This is a genomic window from Acinetobacter sp. ANC_7635, assembly GCF_056779945.1.
On record NZ_JBWYIS010000009.1, the window covers coordinates 59,442 to 79,650 of the forward strand.

A 20,209-nucleotide genomic window follows, 5' to 3' on the forward strand; every position below is an offset into this window, starting at 1 on the left:
ACTATAAAAACAAAAAGCCGATGCATCTTTGATACATCGGCTGATAAAAGCTAAAGGAAATCGTCATTTGGCAATTCCAAGCTCTGTCAAATGAAGTCTTAGGATTCGTCTTAATTCCAACACAGCTTCAGGCGTTTCCTGAATTGAGTGACCACCTTTGATAATAATCTCAGATTGTGCCCCTTTAAGATGCGCACTCTGATAAGGCACGATCCCATCTGACATAACAGTAGGATCTTTACTCTCAGTCACATTCCCCATGATGGAGTGAAATTTAAATCCTTTAATTGGCGTCACAGGTGAGGTTAATTTGGTGAAAGGAGAGTTGTGACTCAGATCACTCGGACCATTTTGAATCAATCCATGACCTAAGTCTTTGACAAAATGTTTAATATTAATATCTTTATCTGAGAGCGATTCAGCAAATGCACCCAAAAATGCACCTGGCAATTTGATCACTTTACGCGCAGCTCGTGTAAACCAACGATCAGCATAATCTGTGCCTCTGTGCGGTGCTGCTAAGAAAATAGCACGATTAAATTGTGGCACAGGTTTGATTTGTAAACGAGCTTTAAATAACGGTTCATTCTTAAAACGGCTAATTTGAGAATTTTTTAATTGAGACAATGCAGGTTGTGTTAAATCAGCTTGGCTCACCAATAATCTTGAAATAATACCACCCATACTATGTCCAATCAGAACTGCATCTTTAGCTGACGCCGTAGATTGATCAAGTGAATTAAATGCTTGTTGAATGATCGCATTCACCTGAAAGCGACTTTCTAAAATTGGCATATTGGTTGAGTAAAATACTTGCCAAACTTGATAATGCTCTCTTAGAACATTATCTCCCATAATGTCATTGGTTAATGCAATCCAAGCTTCTGGACTGCTTGCAAGTCCATGCACCAAAACAATAATTTTTTTGTTTGGATTATAGGGTTCGAGCATAAAGAGATGGGGCATTGTGATTGTATTGTCACGATCAATCAAACTCAAATATGCAGCAGCACCTAAGTTATTTTCGGCAAGCCACAAACCATAAGGTGCAGAGTAATTCGCAGCTAAAGGATAAACTTTTCCACCTACATTTAATTGATCTAATCCATAAGGATCATAAATATTCAGGGTGAAATGCGGGTCATTCAGAATATTCTCTACATTACTTTGACGCGCAGGCTCAGCGGTCATCGTGACTGAAAGATAACGTGGCGGATGAATGTTAGGATTACGACCATTTTTATAAGCGTGATTTAATGGATCTACAATATATTTACCTGAATCGCTATTTCGCTCTGGCGCTGGAAGCGTTGCGACAAATTCCGCACCGAAACCATCCCGACGGTTAATCGAACGCAAGCCACTAAAATTGAGATTGTAGCTTGAAAGCAGGCTATCTAATTTTTGATTAGCAATCTGAGGGTAATGGTCATAGTTGATGGTATAAATGCTTTCACCAATTTTTATTTGTTTGGGAACTTTTTCACCCGTATAGCGCATACCGTAGGTCATCACCATTTTCGCCAAGGCTTGATTGTAGAAATCTCGTATTTGAACTTGTCTATTATCGAAAATACGGTCGCTTGGTTGGCGTTTTGTCTTGAATAGATAGGCATAACTATAACGAATACTTTTATCAAGCATTGCTAACTGTTGGTCAAGACATTGACTATAGTTTTCTTGATGAATTTTTTTCTTTTCTTCTGACTGATATTTATTAATTAAACTGGTATTACAAGCAGAAGAATTACTGAGGGCTAATGCCCGTGTCAAATATGCTTCACTTGCAGTTGAATAAAGTTGTTCATCTTGAATTTGTTTAATTTTTTTTAGATCAGATACACATTTATCGGGATCATTAGAACAACTTTCAGCCTCACTGCCTGTCATTGAGAGAACATTCAGACTCGCTTCACTCATTTTTTTACGCGTTAATATGCTATCTCGTTCATTCGCGATCGAGACATTAAGCGCTTGATTTTTTACACTGACGACTTGGCAACCTGTCATAAATAGTGGTGTTGCGAGCAGTAGGGCGCCAATGTATTTATTGTTCATCATAAACATATTTTCAACTGTCAGCATGAATCATTAACGCTGAGCATACGTTATTTTTTTGGATATAAAAATAAGCTCCAAAAAAAATAGACTGAATGATCAGTCTATTTTTTTATGAAATAAGATTATGATTTCGCTGGATTGTTTAAAATTTGCCAAACATTGTAACGACCTTGTTTCTCAATTTCTTGAATTAAGCGGTCAGCAACTTCAGTTTCTTCAGGATATTTCACTTTGTAATTTTTTAAAGTTGTGATTGCATTTTTCTTTTGATTCAATGCGAGGTAGTTATTAACAGCTACGAGATAAGCTTCTTGAACACCTGCCTTGATGGCCTTATCGATATATGGAATAGCTTCTTTTTGACCACCACCTTCAGACAAAGAGAAACCAAACCAGAAGTTCGCTTCAGCATCTTCTTTGTTGATCTTCAGGATTTGTTGTGCATATTTTAATGATTTAGTGGTATAAGCAGAACCAAGATCGAGGTTACGACCCAATATACTTGCTTTAAATGCACGAATTAGGATATCGAATGACGCGTTATCTTTCGCTGCTAAAGTATCTAGTTGAGCTGAAACTTCACGTAATTTAGCTTCAAAACCGCGACGTTCTTGACGATCTGTAAAGCGAGGAGGATAGTGACGTGCTTTACCTTCAACCATCTGGAGGAAGTCATCAATTTCTGTAATATCGATTTCATTTTGACCCGCTAAAACCGTGTATTTCATCGCACGTTGTGAACTATTCACAGTCGGTACGATTAATTTGTTTTGGTCGAGGATCATCTTTCTGTTTGGATTATTAGGATCAGTCACCTCAAGTTTTTGAAGTGGTGCAGCAGCAGCTTTTTTTAGTTCAAGCTCGAATACTGGTGGTTGGCTATAATTAAAAGGATTTAATGCATAAAATGGCGCACTTAAATCAGGCTCAGAAAAGACGATTGGATCGTTTGTTTTAGATTGTTTTTTTACTGCTGGAGAGCTACAAGCACTCAATAATGAAACAGCGATCATGGTGGCAATGAGGGGCTTAATCGTCATATTTTCTTCCAATATTATGTTTTTAAATTCTAGTTCAGGTTGTATCTGAGTCTATGAAAAGTCGAAACAACATGCAACTCAGATTCACCTAACTTAGTCAAACTTATACATTAAGCTTTTGATTGTGCAGTTTGAGCTTCGCACTCACGACGAACTTCGTCAATGATTTTTAACTCTTCAGCGCTAAATGGTTGTCCATTACTTTGTGCGTTATTAAATGTTGGATCAAGTAATGAAAGTCGCTGACATAGAGTGTTCATGCGCTTTTCATTGTGCTGTATACGATCCAACAATACCCGCATACCTTCTAACATAGGATCTGATTGATCTTGGGTTGTCGCATAAGGCTGAAAACCGATGCTTTCTGCATAATTGCGTCGTTCAGATTCTTTGTCCAAATCTTTTTGCTGATTTTTGATAATAAATCGCGCTGGGTTACCTACGGCAGTAGCACCTTCAGGGACTTCTTTAGTGACCACAGCATTTGAGCCTACTTTCGCATTCTTATGCACGGTGAATGGTCCCAAAATTTTCGCACCTGCGCCAACGACTACACCATCTTCTAAAGTTGGGTGACGTTTGCCTTTATTCCAAGTGGTGCCACCTAATGTCACGCCATGATAGAGCGTCACATCATCACCAATTTCAGCTGTTTCCCCAATGACCACACCCATACCGTGATCTATAAAAAAACGTTTGCCAATTTTGGCACCTGGGTGAATTTCGATACCAGTTGCGAAACGACTAAAAGAAGACAGCATGCGGGCAGAAGTTTTACACTCTTTTTTCCAAAGCTCATGCGCAACACGATGCATAATCAGTGCGTGAATTCCGGGATAAGTGGTTAAAACTTCAAATGTGTTGCGCGCGGCAGGATCGCGGGCGAACACAGCTTGAATATCTTCTTTAAGCTGTTTAAGCATCTTTTGATTTCTCTTTAGAATCTGACTTTTTCCATGTGCCATTGTTCAATGCCTGAACACGACTGAAAATACCTCTAAGAAGATGGTACTCCATACGATCTAATTGTATACGTCCGAATAAGCGACGCAAGCGTAAAGGCAATAATCGTGGGTTTTCTGGGTCTAAAAACTCGATTTCGTGCAACATTTTTTCAAAATGAGGATAAAATTGTTCCATCTGTTGATGTGTTACCAACGGCTCATCCCAATGCATAGAATCTTCATCAGTCACTTTCATAACTGCTTGAGGATCTTCAACTTGTTCCATGAGAGCCGTGGTCGCCATTCGCATTTCATAGCAAATAATTTGAATGGCTTGAGCGACATTGAGTACCCCATAGTCTGTATTCACAGGGATGGTCACATGGTAATTCGCCAAGGCCAACTCTTCATTGGTTAATCCGCGATCTTCGCGCCCAAATATTACGGCAATTTCTTGTTGTTCTTTGATCACCGCTTGCATCGATTTATCAGCAGCAGGTCGAGCATCTAATAAAGGCCATGGAATAGTTCGGCTACGAGCACTTGTACCAAAGACTAAATGACAATCTGCGATGGCTTCTTCAAGCGTTTCTACAATCTGAATTTGATCAATTAAATCGGTTGCACCGGCTGCAAGTGCATCAATATCAGGATGAGGATAAGTTTTAGGTGCAACTAAAACCAATTTTGAAAGCCCCATGGTTTTCATTGCTCTAAGTGCGCTACCGATATTCGCAGGCAGGGTAGTATTCACCATGACAATACGCACATGAGACAAATGCGCTGAGACAGCAGCATTATCAATTAAATTCATAAATCTTCCAAAATTAAGAGTATTGACTGACTTCCGTCATGTATTGATCCATTGCTTCATCCATACTGATCTGGTCAGGTGGAGAGGCATGTGATGTGACGACTGGTTCTGATTTTGGTTCTACGGCGAGGGAACGTGCAGCTTTTGATTTAACATGATACTCCACATGTAAGGCCTCTTTACCAAAATAGTCGCGCAGTTTGAACAATAAGTCATCGAGTGGTGCGACATTCCATTGCGGTGGTAAATGAAAATCAGCCGTTGCATATGGAAAGTCGAGTTGTACTTGTAATGGCACATGCTGACACATATCTACATTACAAAATGGTTGAATGATCTGTGAAAGCTCTTGACCAAGATTTGGCTGAATATGCTCAGGTCGTAATTTGATGAGGATGTGATTCGCACGTTTTTGACGAATTTCGTTTAATGTAAACGCCTTAGTAAGGCGTCCCATCGGACGGTCGAAGCCTTCACGTTCATAAATTTCACCTTCAATCACGATCACTCTTTCATTCACAATAACGTCTTTAAAACGTTGGAAGCGTTCATGATTTGCTGAGACTTCGATTCGAGCAGTACCATCATCGAGTGTGATCATCATGCGGTTAGGGAAATTTGCGACATCCACAACCAAGCCGGCAAATACAGTAGTTACTCCACGACGTGTTGGAGTCAGCTCATTAATTTTGTTAGAAATAAACGCTTTTAACTCGGGGCGATACACATCGATCGGGTGTCCTGTTAAATATAAACCTAAGGTGTCTTTTTCACCTTTTAAACGGACTTCATCAGACCAAGGTTTTACAGGTTTAGTAGGTTTACGTTGAACTTCTTCAACTTCACCAAATAAATCCATAATGCCAGTTTCGCGGTTTGAACGAGCTTGTTCGGCTGCTTGTACCGCTTCAGGCAATTGAGCCATTAAAGTCGCGCGTTCAAGCCCGAGACAATCTAATGCACCTGAGCGAATCAAAGCTTCAAGTGTACGTTTATTGATTTTCTTCAGATCAATGCGATGGCAGAAATCAAATAAATCTTTATAAGGTCCAAGTTGCTTACGTGAATCAATCACGGATTGCATTGCTGCTTCACCAACACCCTTGATTGCACCTAGACCATATACAATGGTTTTTTCATCAATTGCATGGAATTGATAAATCGACATATTGACGGAAGGTGGTAACACATCGAGACCATTGTTACGACAGTCATCAATCAAAAATACAATACTGTCTGTGTTTTGCATTTCCGAAGTCAGTACAGCGGACATAAACTCAGAAGGATAGTGTGCTTTTAACCAAGCCGTCTGATAAGCCACCAATGCATAGGCTGCAGCATGTGATTTGTTGAAACCATAGCCTGCAAATTTTTCCATATAGTCAAAGATATGGTTCGCCGTTTGCTCATCGATATCTTTTTTTGCAGCACCTTCAATAAAGATTTGGCGTTGTTTAACCATCTCTTCAGGTTTCTTTTTACCCATCGCACGACGAAGTAAGTCCGCACCACCTAGACTATATCCTGCACAATACTGTGCTGCTTGCATGACCTGTTCTTGATATACCATAATCCCGTATGTTGGTTCTAATACACCTTCTAATAGGGGATGTAAGTATTCGAACTCTCCACCATGCATCCGGTGAATAAAGTCTGGAATTAGATCCATTGGACCCGGGCGGTACAATGAAACGAAGGCAATAATTTCTTCAAATTTACTTGGGCGTGCTTCCTTGAGCATTTTTTTCATGCCCACGGATTCAAATTGGAATACCGCAGTGGTATTTGCTTCGGCAAATATCGAATATGCAGCTTTGTCATTTAGCGGAATATTCTCAATCTTTAGAGGTATATCAAACTTTAATCGTTGGTTAATGTGCTGAATAGCATCTTCAATTACAGTAAGATTTCGCAACCCCAAGAAGTCAAATTTAACAAGTCCTGCCGCCTCAACATCGTCTTTATCAAATTGAGCAACACGACCGGTACCATCTTCGTCACACAGTACAGCTGAGAAGTCCGTAATCTTGGTCGGTGCGATTACAACACCACCTGCGTGCTTACCAGTGTTACGCGTTATTCCTTCAAGTTTAAGCGCCATTTCCCAGATTTCTGATGCATCTTCATAATCTGGGTTGGATGGGTTGGTTACAATATCTTTAAGTTGTGGTTCTGCTTCTAAAGATTCTTCCAAACTTAAACCTAAAGGTTTAGTCGGGATCATTTTAGAAATACGATCTGCTAAGCCGTAAGACTTACCTAAAACTCGTGCAACATCTCGAATTGCACCTTTCGCTGCCATCGTACCAAATGTTGCAATTTGAGATACAGCGTCACGCCCATAAGTTCGTGCTACATAATCAATTACACGATCACGACCTGCGATACAGAAATCCACGTCAAAGTCTGGCATCGAAACACGTTCAGGGTTTAAGAAACGTTCGAAAAGAAGTCCGTATGGTAGTGGATCTAAATCTGTAATTTTTAAACTGTATGCAACTAATGAGCCTGCACCTGAACCACGGCCCGGGCCTACAGGTACGCCATTGTTCTTGGACCACTGAATGAAGTCCATGACAATCAAGAAGTAACCTGGGAATCCCATCGAGTTAATGATCTTGATTTCGAAATCTAATCGATCGTCATATTCTTTGCGAATTTCAGGCCAGTCTTCTCCACGTTTCTCCACAGGATAGAGGTGATTAAGACGTTCTTCTAATCCTTCTTTAGACAAATGGGCAAAGAAGGTATCAATTGTATGACCTTCAGGAATTGGATAGTCAGGTAAAAAGTATTTACCTAAGCGAAGTGTCACATTACAGCGTTTAGCAATTTCAACTGTATTTTGAATAGCACTGGGGATATCAGCAAATAACTCCACCATTTGCGCTGTTGTTTTGAAATATTGCTCAGGGCTGTAAGTACGTGGACGACGATTATCACCTAAAACATAGCCATCTGCGATGCAGACGCGCGCTTCATGGGCTTCAAAGTCTTCTTCTCTAATAAAATGAACATCATTATGAGCGACAACACCGATTTGATATTTTGCGGCTAATTTAACAGCTTCAATAATAAAATCTTCTTCTTGTGGGCGATTGGTGCGCGTGAGTGCTAAATAGACACGATTGCCAAATTTTTCTATCCAAGCTTCAAGTAAGGGTTCAGCTTTTTCAGGGCTACTTGAACACAGCATTTCTCCAACATCACTTTTAATCCCTAAAAGTGCAATCATGCCCGGCGCTTGTTCTAACACCCATTCTTTTTTTACACACGGGATACTGAGTTGTTGTCCTTCAATAAAGCCGCGCGATACTACTTCAGTTAAACTACGCCAACCCTCATTATTCATCGCCAGTAAAGTCATACGATGTGATTCATCATTCAAACGAATCACACTTCCTAAAATAGGTTTAATCCCTTTTTTAAGACACGAGGTATAAAACTTCACTGCTGCATGTAAGTTCGATAAATCTGTCATCGCGAGTGCAGGCATAGAATCCTGTACAGCAGACTTCATTAGATCAGGTATACGTACGATTGATTCAGTAATAGAAAATTCTGTATGAACACCGAGATGAACAAACTGCATAGATGAGTCCTTTACAAGAGCAGAGCGTATTTTATCATGCAAAGTGATTTAGAGCTGAGAATCCACGATATTTTATATGATTCGCACAAATTATCTTCGATTTGAATAAAGGCGATTTTATATCAATCAAAAAAAGTGCCATTCGGCACTTTTTTATAACATGAAAATTGGGCTTAATATTCCCAGAACATGCGTTGTATTTCTTTTGCATCTTTGGTTTTGGTTAAAGCAAGCGCGGTTAAAATTTTAGCTTTTTGAGGGTTGAAGTCATGTGCAACTACCCAACCATATTTGTCATCTGGCTGTTCGGCATTACGGAGAACGAATCCTTGTGGCACTCGTGAAGAACGTACAATTTGTATACCACTTTGCTGAAGTTGATTCAGCGTGGGAACAATATTTTTCGCGACTGAGCCGTTTCCTGTACCTGCATGGACAATGGCTTTAACCCCAGCCTTGGCATACGCTTGATAAGCATCATGAATCATGTTGCCAGAGCCATAGACAATTTGAACTAATGGGAGTGTATCACCCTTAATATTCTCGATATTAAATTCTGACCGCTGATTAAATCGCTTAACAGAACTTCGGAACCAATAAGGTTTAGATTCTACTAACGTCCCTAAAGCTCCCCATTGGCTTACAAAGGCATTAGTATGAATATTAATGCCTTTAGTCACATCTCGAGCTGCAAAAATACTATCGTTCATAAGGACGAACACCCCTTTATTTTTTGCACTCGGGTCTGCTGCCAGAGCAACTGCACTATATAAATTTAGTGGGCCATCCGCAGATAAAGCCGTCGATGGGCGCATTGAGCCGACAACAACAATAGGTTTTTCCGTTTGTACGACTAGATTAAGAAAAAAAGCGGTTTCTTCTAAAGTATCTGTGCCATGTGTAATCACAACACCATTTACATCTGACTTTTTAACCAAATCATTGACTTGGCGGGCAAGGGAAAGTAATTCTTTGTCCGTAATACTTTCAGAAGCAACTTGCATTGCTTGTACGCCACTCACATTGGCTAAATCTTTAATTTGAGGGACGGCATTCAGTAAGTCATCTACTGGAACTTTTGCGGCAGTGTAAGTGGCGCTGTTGGTTGAACTAGCACCAGCACCAGCAATCGTTCCCCCAGTTGCAACGACGACAACGTTATTTTTAGCAAAGCTCGCTAGGGGTAATAACAAGCCAATCGATAGAGTCAGTGCGGTTAGCGTCTTTTTCATCTTTTTTCCTAAATGTTTTTTATAGTATTGTGCATGGATAATGCTTAATCACGATAAAGGAAAAGAAGGGTGTTTGTATATAATCAAAATGAAATTAATATCATGAAATAATCAAAATATTAAATATAAAACCCCCAGATTGAAATCTGGGGGTTTTAAATACATCATTCACATAAAACGACCGAATTAACGCATTTTTGCTAAGAATCTTCCTAAACGATTGATTGCTTCACGTAATTCATTTTCGGCAGGTAAGAACACCACACGGAAATGATCAGGGGTAGGCCAGTTGAATCCTGTACCTTGAACCAATAAAACTTTTTCTGATTTGAGGAAGTCAAGCATAAACTGTTCATCATCCTGAATAGGATAAATTTCAGGATCAAGTTTAGGGAAACAATACATTGCACCTTCAGGTTTAACGCAGCTTACACCTGGGATTTCATTCAACATTTGCCAAGCAATATTGCGTTGCTCATACAAACGACCACCTGGACGAATTAAATCGTTGATAGACTGGTAGCCACCCAATGCAGTTTGAATAGCGTATTGAGCTTGATGGTTAGCACACAGGCGCATTGACGCGAGCATATCTAGACCTTCAATATAATCTGCCGCACGTGTCTTATCACCCGTAATTGCCATCCAGCCTGAACGGTATCCAGCGATTCGATAGGATTTAGATAATCCGTTAAATGAAATACACAGTTGATTACCCGCAAGGGCAGCGACCGATACATGTTCGATTCCATCGTAAACGATCTTATCGTAGATCTCATCAGCAAATAAAATCAGGTCATATTTTTTTGCAAGAGCGACAATTTTTTCTAAGACATGGCGTGGATAAACAGCACCCGTTGGGTTGTTCGGATTGATAATCACGATCCCACGAGTATTAGGCGTAATTTTGTTTTCCATATCCTGAATATCAGGATACCAATTATCTTCTTCATCACATTTATAATGAATTGCTGTGCCACCAGAAAGATTAACGGCAGCAGTCCATAATGGATAATCTGGCATTGGCACCAGCATTTCATCGCCGTCATCTAACAGGCCTTGCATAGCCATTACAATCAGCTCAGAAACACCATTCCCAATATACACATCATTGACATGCATATTGAAAATACCTTTTTGTTGATAATACTGACAAACCGCTTTGCGGGCAGGGAAAATCCCTTTTGAGTCTGTATAGCCGATTGCATTTGGTAAATTCAACGCAACATCATTGATAATTTCTTGAGGTGCTTCAAAACCGAAGGGCGCTGGGTTGCCGATATTGAGTTTAATTATCTTATGTCCGGCTTCTTCCATTTCGTTGGCGGCGCGTAACACAGGTCCACGAATGTCATAGCATACATGCTCGAGCTTAGACGATTTCTTAATTTCGCGTGGAGTAGTGTTACCTAAAACGGACATATTCCCATCCAATTATTTTTGAGTGAATAAAAATAGATTACTAAATATCACAATCTATGTAGAAATTTAGCTAGAAATTTTTCAAGCTCTAGCGTAAATATGAAGGTACTGAAGCATGACATTGAATGTCAAAGATTTAAAGGAGTTAATCATGGGAAAACTCAATAAAACAGACCGAGAATGGCAAAGAGAGTTATCACCAGAGGAGTATCGCATTACCCGTCAAAAGGGAACTGAGCCTGCTTTCACAGGGCGATATTGGAATACCAAACAAGAAGGAACTTATGTTTGTCGTTGCTGTGGCGAACCTTTATTTACTTCAGAAACCAAATATGACAGTGGTTGTGGATGGCCTAGTTTTTATCGTCCAATCAACCAAACAGTCATTGAAGAACATGACGATCACTCACATGGCATGATTCGTACTGAGATTGTTTGTCATCATTGTGACGCACATCTAGGTCATGTTTTTGAGGATGGACCTGAACCTACAGGTCTTCGCTATTGTGTAAACTCAGCTTCATTAGAATTAAAAACCCAAGAAAAAAATGATGAGGAAACCTATCCATGACCAATATTTATCAATTTGAGGCAGAATTGCTAGAAGGGGAAAATAAGCAATTTTCGGACTATGAAGGTAAAGTGCTATTGATAGTCAACACAGCCAGCAAATGTGGATTTACGCCACAATTTGCAGGGTTGGAAGCGCTGTATGAAAAGTATAAAGATCAAGGTTTTGAGGTATTAGGATTTCCGTGTAATCAATTTGGTGGGCAAGATCCGGGTACGCACGAAGAAATTGGTAGTTTTTGCCAGAGAAATTACGGTGTATCCTTTCCGATGTTCGCTAAAGTGGATGTAAAAGGTCCTGAAGCCCATGTGATTTTTCGGTATCTCACCAACAACAGCAAAGGCATTTTAGGAAGTGGAATTAAGTGGAACTTTACCAAATTTTTGATTGGAAAAGATGGCAAAGTGCTTAATCGATATGCACCTACAACTAAACCAGAAAGCATTGAAGATGATATTCAAAAAGCGCTGGCTCAGTAAAAAAAATCAGCTCAATTGAGCTGATTTTTTTTATTCATTTAATTAAAGAAACGGTAATCGGCTAGATTTGCATTTTTGGTTTCTAGCCAATACTTCCATGTATAACTCGGCCAAAGTGAAAAATTCTTTCCGCCTTCTTGCTGATACCAACTCACACAGCCAGATTGCCAAACTGTGCCTGCAAATTTTTCTTGGATTTTACGGTTGAATTCTTCTTGGACTACATCTTTGACCACGATTGCTTTGGTTTTGGATTTTTCTACAGCTTCAATCAGTTGTAGAATGTAATTCACTTGAGATTCGATCATAAAAATTACAGAGTTATGACCTAAAACAGTATTCGGGCCTAAAAGTTGAAAGAGATTTGGAAATCCTTTGGTAGAAATTCCATAGTAGCTTTCAGCACCCTCTTTCCATGCTTCTTTCAACTCAATACCATTTTCACCATAACATTTAAAATCTTTTAAATAAATTCGTGGATCAGTAATAAAACCAGTACCGTAAATTAAGCAATCTATTTCTCGTACTTGCCCATCTTTGGTAACAATCGCATTTTCAGTAATTTCTTGGATGCTGTCCGTCACGAGCTCTACATTCTTGCGATTAAATGTTGGGAAATATCGATTTGATACCAAAATTCTTTTACACCCCATGGTGTAATCTGGTGTCAATTTTTTTGCTATTTCTTTATCTTTGACTTGGAAGCGAATAAAAGCTTCTGCAAGTTTTTGACCCAGTCGCATCATTTGAGGTTTTACAATCGGAACTACGCGTGATTCATTTGACCAATACAAGCGCGCTCGATGCAATTTTCTAAACCAGTCGTATTGGGCAAACAGTTTTTTGTCTAAAGCATTATAAGCACGTTCATCGCGCGGTATTACCCATGCAGCAGTTCTTTGAAACACGTATAACTGTTTGGTTTTTGGTGCAATCTCAGGAATATATTGAATTGCACTTCCACCTGTGCCGATACTGGCTACACGTTTACCATTCAGGTCATAAGCATGATTCCAAGATGATGAGTGGAATACTTCGCCTTTAAATTTTTCGATACCTTTAATCTTTGGAATTTGAGGAATATGCAATGGACCAGAGGCAAAAATAAGGAATTGACTGCGTAGAGCACTTTGATTCTTGATGGAGATTTCCCACGCATGAGCTTGCTCATCGAAGCGTGTCGAAATGACTTCGGTATCAAATTGAATAAATTTTTTTAAATCATATTCTTGAATAAGATCTTGAATATATTGAAAAATTTCAGGTGCTTCAGCATATCGTTTTGTCCAATCAGATTTAGGTGCAAAAGATAATGAATACATATGAGACTGCACATCACATGCAGCACCCGGGTATTGATTTTCACGCCAAGTACCACCTACATCTGTAGCTTTTTCAAGAATAACAAAATCTTTGATACCGCGTTTAAGAAGTTGAATAGCTGTGGCTAATCCTCCAAATCCGGCGCCGATAATCGCAATTTTAGTATTTTTCTTGATGAGTTGCGTTTCAATTAAGTCGACTGAATTTGTATCTAGCTGATCTGATGTAACTTCCATTTTAATACTCGTTTATATTATTTGAAGCTATCATAAGCAGTCTGGACTGAAACTGACATGATTTCATTGACATTTAATATTGATATTTTCGGCAATATTCTTTCCCTTTTTTTTAGGGTAAAACATATGCAACTTTAATTTTAAAATTCTGTTTTATGAAAAGGTCGATTCTCGGTTTGTTGTATCTCATACAGGGCATGCGACAGGTCGGAATAAATGTGGACGAAAGATTGGAAGCTGTCGGTTTAAAGGCGGATGCCTTAGATCCGAGTTCAACGATTCAACCTGAATTAGAACAAATCATTCAAAGAATTATTGCTAAAGGGGTTAACCCGCTGCTTGGTTTGGATGTCGGTCAACATTATGCGCTCGCAGGCTATGGTCCGCTTCTCATGCTGTTGGTCACAAGCTCGAATGTCGGTGCGGCTCTCACAAATGGAATACGCTATCAAGCACTTACCCATTTATCGGGTAGGCTTACATTAGAGCAGACGAGTGTCTATGCGGCTTTATGTTATGAGCCACTCAATTTACAAAGTGAAGTTGATGAGTTCAGGGCTCAATGTGAAATTTCAGGTACGGTTAAATTCGTGCAAGATATCTACAAAATGATAGGATTGCCCTTTCCTGAAGTGCAGATTGAATTGCCGTTTTCACGACCGAAAGAATCCATTTTTTTGAACAAGTATTTGAATTATTTCGGTGAACAAGTTCGGTTTGAACAAGAGAAATTTCGACTGATTTTTGATGCTGAAATTTTAGAATTGAAGTTGCCTTCAGCTGATCAAATCACATTTAATGTCCATCAACAAAGATGTAATGCTGAAATCGAAAGATTGAATGCACAACAATTGAATCAACACCAGTTGATTCAAAGAATTCACGATTATTTGGATTTACAAACGGGGCAGATTCCAACAATGGCAGAAACTGCTCAAGCATTGAATATTCCAGAGCGTACTTTGCGACATCAGCTTAACCAACTGGATACAAGCTATAAGCAAATACGGGAGCAACTCATTCGAGAGAAAGCGCTTCGATTAATTGAGTACAAAGAGTATTCAATCGAAGTAATAGCTGAAATGCTTGGATATTCAGAACCTGCAGCATTTAACCATGCTTTTAAAAGATGGTTTGGACAAAGTCCACGACAGTATGGGAAATAACCTCAGCATGTATGCTCAAATGGTATATGCCAAAGTGTTATTTATCATTTTTTTAAATATTCGTTATACTTCCGACGGCCTAAAAAAGTAATCAATATCTATGTTCCATTCTCATTCTTCGCAAAATAGTTTAAGTCACACTCCGCAATCACCTGCAGAACGTTATGCTCACGCAATTTCGTCAGGACAATTTATGCCTGATGATGCTCAAGCTCAAGCTGTACATGAACTTAATCGTGTTTGGGAAGAACTGATCTTACGATATAAAGCTTCTAAAAAAGCGTTTCGACGTTTTCGCCGTCAAACAGCCCCGAAGGGTGTTTATATGTGGGGTGGTGTTGGGCGTGGAAAAACTTGGTTGATGGACCAGTTTTATGATGCGATACCATTCCGTCGTAAGACGCGTATGCATTTCCATCATTTTATGCAATATGTGCATAAAGAGTTAAATAAAAATTCAGGACAGCAAAATCCACTCGACATCGTTGCTGATCAAATTTACAAAGATGCGGTTGTGATCTGTTTTGATGAATTCTTTGTATCAAATGTCACGGATGCGATGATTTTAAGTGATTTATTCCAAAAGCTATTTGTTCGTGGAATTACACTTGTTGCGACATCAAACATTGCACCAGATGGTTTATACAAGAACGGTATTCATCGCGACCGCTTTATTCCAACGATTGAAATGGTAAAAAAGAATTGTGTCATTTTGAATGTGGATGCAGGTGTTGACTATCGTTTGCGTGTACTGAAACAAGCGCAGTTGTTCAAATCACCTTTAAGCCATGATAATCAGGTATGGATGGCACAACGTTTTTCAGCATTAACCAGTGCTCAAAATGTGAGTGAAGAACCGATCATCATTAATGGACGTAATGTCGATACAATTGGTCATACTGAAGATGTATTATGGTGTGAGTTTTCTGAACTCTGTATGAAGCCACGAAGTCCTGCGGACTTTATCGAAATTGCGAACACTTATAACACTGTCCTAGTCAGTAATGTTCCCGATCTGAATGATTATTTATCAGAAGGAACACGCCGATTCATTTATTTAGTCGATGAGTTCTATGATCGTGGTGTTAAATTATTACTAACCTCACATGCCAGTATCATTGATATATATAGTGGCGAAAAATTAGCGTTTGAAATCGAACGCACACGTTCACGCTTACTCGAAATGCAATCAGATGACTATTTACAATCTGCGCATCGACAAATTGATATGCCTGCAGAATAAATGTGAAAATTCAAAAACGAACCCAAACAGATGATGTTTGGGTTTTTTTATTTGGAGTGGAATAAATTTGAAATCGTCGCTTAAAAGCGTAGAGAAAATAGACATATTGGTTTAAATTAAATCAGATTTGATGGAAATTGGCACTTAAGTCTAATTTCTACCTTTATAAAACTTTATACACTGTAATTAGATTGTTGAATTAAAACGACTCAATAAGTAATAGATCAAAAGTCTCATCTGATTGGTGTCTATAATAAATGATCACTATTTAGCAATGTGATATTACTATTCAGCAATTTATAAATGGGTATACTAGATTCTCTTGTATAAAAAGTAGCAATATCAGGAAAGACAATGACTGCACGTATTCAGAAAGGCAAGTTAGCGATTGCTAAAGAACTCTACGATTTCATCGAAAATGAAGCACTACCAGGTTCTGGTTTAGACAGTGAAACTTACTGGAAAAACTTTGAACAAGTCGTTGTTGATCTTAGCCCAAAAAATAAAGCACTCTTGGCTAAGCGTGATGACATTCAAGCGAAAATTGATGAATGGCACCGCAATAATAAATTTGAATTAGGAGCTTACAAAGCTTTCCTGACAGAAATTGGCTACTTATTACCAGAAGTAGAAGATTTTCAAATTACAACTGAAAATGTAGATGAAGAAATCGCACTATTGGCGGGTGCACAATTGGTTGTGCCTGTACGTAATGCACGTTACTGCTTGAACGCTGCAAATGCTCGTTGGGGCTCTTTATATGACGCATTGTATGGTTTCGATGTCATCTCGGAAGAGGGCGGTGCGGAAAAAGGTAAGGGGTATAACCCTATTCGTGGCGAAAAAGTTATCGCTTTTGCTAAAAATTTCTTAAATGAAACTTTCCCTTTAGCAAATGGATCACATGCGGATGCTACGAAATACGCTGTTGAAGCAAAAAAATTAGTGGTAACGCTTAAAGATGGCAGCACAACAAATTTGGCTAAAGAAGCTCAATTTGTAGGTTTTAATGGTGAAGAGTCTGCGCCGACAGAAATCGTTTTATTAAATAATGGTTTGCATGTCATCATTGAAATCGATGCGACAAGCCCAATTGGTCAAACGGATGCTGCTGGCGTAAAAGATCTTGTTTTAGAATCTGCGGTAACAACGATCCAAGATTTGGAAGACTCAATTGCTGCGGTTGATGCTGAAGAAAAAGTTGAAGGCTACCGTAACTGGTTAGGTTTGATGAAGGGTACTTTGGAAGAGAAAATCGAGAAAAATGGTAAAACCATTACTCGTGCTTTAAACAAAGACCGTACCCACAAAAATCTGATCGGTGGCGAAACAACTTTACACGGTCGTTCATTGATGCTTCTTCGTAACGTTGGTCATTTGATGACGAACCCGGCGATCCTAGTGGATGGTCAAGAAATCTATGAAGGTATCATGGATGCATTGATCACACCGTTATTAACGTTTGCTGACATCAAAGGTCAAAATGAAATCAAGAACTCTCGTAAAGGTTCTATGTATATCGTTAAACCTAAGATGCATGGCCCTGAAGAAGTTGCATTTGCAGTTGAACTATTTGAGCGTGCAGAACAAGCTCTAGGTTTGCCAGCAAAAACGCTTAAAATCGGGATCATGGATGAAGAGCGCCGTACTTCTGTAAACTTGAAAAACTGTATTGCTCAAGCGAAAGATCGTACCATCTTCATTAACACAGGATTCATGGACCGTACAGGTGACGAAATCCATACCTTTATGGAAGCAGGTCCATTCGTTCGTAAGGGTGAAGTTAAATCTCAAATTTGGTTCCCTGCATATGAAAACCGTAACGTGATGGTTGGTTTACAAGCAGGCTTACGTGGCAAAGCACAAATTGGTAAAGGCATGTGGCCTAAACCAGATATGCTTTTAGATATGTATAAAACCAAAATTGAGCATCCTGAAGCTGGTGCGAGCTGTGCTTGGGTTCCATCACCATCTGGTGCTGTAATTCATGCGATTCACTATCACCAATGTAATGTTTCAGCGCGTCAACAAGAGTTGTTAAAAACTGAAGCATTACCTTTAGATGATTTATTAACTCCACCATTAGCGACTGATACGAATTGGACTGATGAAGAGAAAACCAAAGAGTTAGAAAATAACCTTCAGGGTATTCTTGGTTATGTTGTTCGTTGGGTTGATTTGGGTGTTGGTTGTTCTAAAGTTCCAGACATCAACAACGTTGGTTTGATGGAAGACCGTGCAACTTTACGTATTTCATCTCAACACGTTGCTAACTGGTTACGTCACGGTATCGTGACTAAAGAGCAAGTTGAAGAAGTAATGCAACGTATGGCTAAAATTGTAGATGAGCAAAATGCGAACGATCCAGCGTACACACCAATGGCGCCTGGGTTTGACGGTTATGCTTACCAAGCAGCATATGATTTAGTGTTTAAAGGTGCTGAACAACCATCAGGTTATACAGAACCATTACTTCATGCTTACCGCTTGAAGCTTAAAGGTTATACTGGTGACTAATTAAAATAAAAAAGCCTCTCCGGAGGCTTTTTTTACGATTGTGTAAAATAGTTGACCATTGGGTAAAAAGTGGCATGTAGAGGGACATAAAATGACGCGATATTCAAATTTAAATCAACAGTATATTAACGGTTCTTGGTTAAAAGGCTCTTCAGAGCGTGTCATACAAAATTTTAATCCATTTGATTTAAAAGAAATACACCAAATTCAAGCGGCGAATCAGTCTGATGTTGATCTCGCTTTTTCTGCAGCACAACAAGCATTTGATCTTGGCTTAATTACCTCTGCTATAGATCGCAAGAAAATCATTCAGAAGCTGCATGACATCATACAATTACGTAAAGACGAAATTATAGATTGGCTGATTACCGAGTCTGGAAGTACGCGTCTCAAGGCAAATATTGAAGTAGGTGCTGCGCTTGGTATTATCTCAGAATCATTCACTTTTCCTGATCAAATCCAAACTGTTCAGCTAGAAAGTAAAGATCCTGCGAGAAAAAGTTTTTATCAACGCAAAGCGTTGGGTGTTATTGCTGTCATTAGCCCTTGGAATTTTCCATTTCATTTGTCAATGCGATCGGTTGTTTGCGCAATCGCATGTGGAAATACAGTGGTACTAAAACCTGCGAGTGACACACCTGTTACAGGTGGAACATTATTAGGGAAATTGTTTGAAGAGGCGGGTGTGCCCGCTGGTGTACTGAATGTCATTGTGGGTAGTGGTAGTGAAATAGGGGATTATTTTGTCGAGCATCCTATCCCGAAGATGATTTCATTCACTGGCTCTACAGAAGTAGGACAAAATGTTGGTGCTAAAGCGATGGCCAGCTCTAGAATCAAACGACTTGCTTTAGAGCTTGGGGGGAATGCGCCATTATTAATTCTTAAAGATGCAGATTTAGATTTGGCAGTCGATTTGACGATCAAGGGGCGCTTCCTTCACCAAGGTCAAATCTGTATGAGCACTAATCGTGTCATCGTAGATCAATCGATTCACAATGAATATGTTGAAAAGCTTTTAAACAAAGTCAAAGATATTCCTGTGGGTGATCCTAATCTTGATGAGACGCTTATAGGACCTATTATTAATAATACACAAGTGAAACAGCATCAACGAATCATTGATCAGGCTCAAATAGAAGGTGCTAAGTTGGTCTATGCTGGGGGTATTGAGAATAATTTGGTTTCACCTCATGTGTTTATCGATGTATTGCCGACATATGCAATTGCTCAAGAGGAGAGCTTCGGACCAATTCTGCCGATCATCAGAGCAGATGATGAAGCACATGCAATAAAAATCGCCAATGACACACCGTTTGGTTTATCTGGTGCTGTATGTACATCTGATATTGAGCGCGGAGTAGAAATCGCTTCAAAACTCGATATTGGAATGACACATATTAATGATATAAGTGTCGCGGACCATGCTAATGCACCATTCGGTGGAGAAAAGAACTCTGGATTAGGGCGCTTTAATGGGCATTGGATTATGGATGAATTCACGCGTACACACTGGATGACAGTACCAATATCATCATAATGAACTGAATTGGATCGGCTATAATAGCC

Annotated in this window: 14 protein-coding genes; 6 read left to right on the plus strand and 8 right to left on the minus strand. The window is 39.3% G+C overall.

The window, feature by feature from the left end:
- Window positions 1-63: 63 nt before the first annotated feature.
- The 7 genes from AC1M89_RS10595 to AC1M89_RS10625 all read right to left on the minus strand — a co-directional run bounded on the left by AC1M89_RS10595 (window position 64) and on the right by AC1M89_RS10625 (window position 11,105).
- Window positions 64-2,067, minus strand: coding sequence for an esterase/lipase family protein (locus AC1M89_RS10595; protein WP_481614225.1), 2,004 nt, complete (start codon window positions 2,065-2,067; stop codon window positions 64-66).
- A 116-nt stretch (window positions 2,068-2,183) separates the two neighbouring features.
- Entirely contained in the window at window positions 2,184-3,101 is a 918-nt protein-coding gene (locus AC1M89_RS10600) for an ABUW_2363 family tetratricopeptide repeat lipoprotein (protein ID WP_481597795.1), read from the minus strand.
- Window positions 3,102-3,211: 110 nt separating this feature from the next.
- Window positions 3,212-4,024, minus strand: coding sequence for a serine O-acetyltransferase (cysE, locus tag AC1M89_RS10605; protein WP_035266113.1), 813 nt, complete (start codon window positions 4,022-4,024; stop codon window positions 3,212-3,214).
- Window positions 4,017-4,859 (minus strand): RNA methyltransferase, encoded by an 843-nt coding sequence (locus AC1M89_RS10610; RefSeq protein WP_092767753.1) that lies wholly within the window; start codon window positions 4,857-4,859, stop codon window positions 4,017-4,019. Before AC1M89_RS10610 ends, cysE begins: the two co-directional genes overlap by 8 nt.
- Before the next feature lie 13 nt (window positions 4,860-4,872).
- Window positions 4,873-8,451 carry a DNA polymerase III subunit alpha gene (dnaE, locus tag AC1M89_RS10615; RefSeq protein ID WP_481614203.1) on the minus strand — a complete coding sequence of 1,193 codons (3,579 nt, stop codon included), beginning with the start codon at window positions 8,449-8,451 and terminating at the stop codon, window positions 4,873-4,875.
- A 173-nt stretch (window positions 8,452-8,624) separates the two neighbouring features.
- Window positions 8,625-9,683 (minus strand): type II asparaginase, encoded by a 1,059-nt coding sequence (locus tag AC1M89_RS10620; protein ID WP_481609119.1) that lies wholly within the window; start codon window positions 9,681-9,683, stop codon window positions 8,625-8,627.
- Window positions 9,684-9,869: 186 nt separating this feature from the next.
- Window positions 9,870-11,105, minus strand: coding sequence for a pyridoxal phosphate-dependent aminotransferase (locus tag AC1M89_RS10625; protein WP_481609120.1), 1,236 nt, complete (start codon window positions 11,103-11,105; stop codon window positions 9,870-9,872).
- Between the two features lie 151 nt (window positions 11,106-11,256).
- Between AC1M89_RS10625 and msrB the strand changes: the two genes are divergently transcribed.
- Both msrB and AC1M89_RS10635 read left to right on the plus strand, forming a co-directional pair.
- The gene (msrB, locus tag AC1M89_RS10630) at window positions 11,257-11,676 is read left to right on the plus strand and encodes a peptide-methionine (R)-S-oxide reductase MsrB (RefSeq protein ID WP_035266138.1); all 420 of its coding nucleotides are present in this window, start codon (window positions 11,257-11,259) and stop codon (window positions 11,674-11,676) included.
- The gene (locus AC1M89_RS10635) at window positions 11,673-12,155 is read left to right on the plus strand and encodes a glutathione peroxidase (RefSeq protein ID WP_035266096.1); all 483 of its coding nucleotides are present in this window, start codon (window positions 11,673-11,675) and stop codon (window positions 12,153-12,155) included. Before msrB ends, AC1M89_RS10635 begins: the two co-directional genes overlap by 4 nt.
- Before the next feature lie 38 nt (window positions 12,156-12,193).
- Here AC1M89_RS10635 and AC1M89_RS10640 read toward each other — a convergent pair whose 3' ends face one another.
- Window positions 12,194-13,714, minus strand: a complete 1,521-nt coding sequence (locus AC1M89_RS10640; RefSeq protein WP_481609121.1) for a flavin-containing monooxygenase — start codon at window positions 13,712-13,714, stop codon at window positions 12,194-12,196.
- 155 nt (window positions 13,715-13,869) lie between these two features.
- Between AC1M89_RS10640 and AC1M89_RS10645 the strand changes: the two genes are divergently transcribed.
- The 4 genes from AC1M89_RS10645 (at window position 13,870) to AC1M89_RS10660 (ending at window position 20,180) form a co-directional block, all read left to right on the plus strand.
- A complete protein-coding gene (locus tag AC1M89_RS10645) occupies window positions 13,870-14,880 on the plus strand; it encodes an AraC family transcriptional regulator (protein ID WP_481592100.1) in 1,011 nt (336 codons plus the stop codon).
- Window positions 14,881-14,980: 100 nt separating this feature from the next.
- Window positions 14,981-16,123 (plus strand): cell division protein ZapE, encoded by a 1,143-nt coding sequence (gene zapE / locus AC1M89_RS10650; protein ID WP_481587652.1) that lies wholly within the window; start codon window positions 14,981-14,983, stop codon window positions 16,121-16,123.
- A gap of 354 nt (window positions 16,124-16,477) precedes the next feature.
- Window positions 16,478-18,640, plus strand: coding sequence for a malate synthase G (locus AC1M89_RS10655; protein WP_481614204.1), 2,163 nt, complete (start codon window positions 16,478-16,480; stop codon window positions 18,638-18,640).
- A 91-nt stretch (window positions 18,641-18,731) separates the two neighbouring features.
- The gene (locus tag AC1M89_RS10660; protein ID WP_481596380.1) at window positions 18,732-20,180 is read left to right on the plus strand and encodes an aldehyde dehydrogenase family protein; all 1,449 of its coding nucleotides are present in this window, start codon (window positions 18,732-18,734) and stop codon (window positions 20,178-20,180) included.
- The last annotated feature ends 29 nt before the right edge of the window (window positions 20,181-20,209 follow it).

Excerpts from the sequence above, each read along its gene's own strand:
- AC1M89_RS10595 (WP_481614225.1), bottom strand. The coding sequence starts at position 2,067 with ATGTTTATGATGAACAATAAATACATTGGCGCCCTACTGCTCGCAACA.
- AC1M89_RS10600 (WP_481597795.1), bottom strand. The coding sequence starts at position 3,101 with ATGACGATTAAGCCCCTCATTGCCACCATGATCGCTGTTTCATTATTG.
- cysE (WP_035266113.1), bottom strand. The coding sequence starts at position 4,024 with ATGCTTAAACAGCTTAAAGAAGATATTCAAGCTGTGTTCGCCCGCGAT.
- AC1M89_RS10610 (WP_092767753.1), bottom strand. The coding sequence starts at position 4,859 with ATGAATTTAATTGATAATGCTGCTGTCTCAGCGCATTTGTCTCATGTG.
- dnaE (WP_481614203.1), bottom strand. The coding sequence starts at position 8,451 with ATGCAGTTTGTTCATCTCGGTGTTCATACAGAATTTTCTATTACTGAA.
- AC1M89_RS10620 (WP_481609119.1), bottom strand. The coding sequence starts at position 9,683 with ATGAAAAAGACGCTAACCGCACTGACTCTATCGATTGGCTTGTTATTA.
- AC1M89_RS10625 (WP_481609120.1), bottom strand. The coding sequence starts at position 11,105 with ATGTCCGTTTTAGGTAACACTACTCCACGCGAAATTAAGAAATCGTCT.
- msrB (WP_035266138.1), top strand. The coding sequence starts at position 11,257 with ATGGGAAAACTCAATAAAACAGACCGAGAATGGCAAAGAGAGTTATCA.
- AC1M89_RS10635 (WP_035266096.1), top strand. The coding sequence starts at position 11,673 with ATGACCAATATTTATCAATTTGAGGCAGAATTGCTAGAAGGGGAAAAT.
- AC1M89_RS10640 (WP_481609121.1), bottom strand. The coding sequence starts at position 13,714 with ATGGAAGTTACATCAGATCAGCTAGATACAAATTCAGTCGACTTAATT.
- AC1M89_RS10645 (WP_481592100.1), top strand. The coding sequence starts at position 13,870 with ATGAAAAGGTCGATTCTCGGTTTGTTGTATCTCATACAGGGCATGCGA.
- zapE (WP_481587652.1), top strand. The coding sequence starts at position 14,981 with ATGTTCCATTCTCATTCTTCGCAAAATAGTTTAAGTCACACTCCGCAA.
- AC1M89_RS10655 (WP_481614204.1), top strand. The coding sequence starts at position 16,478 with ATGACTGCACGTATTCAGAAAGGCAAGTTAGCGATTGCTAAAGAACTC.
- AC1M89_RS10660 (WP_481596380.1), top strand. The coding sequence starts at position 18,732 with ATGACGCGATATTCAAATTTAAATCAACAGTATATTAACGGTTCTTGG.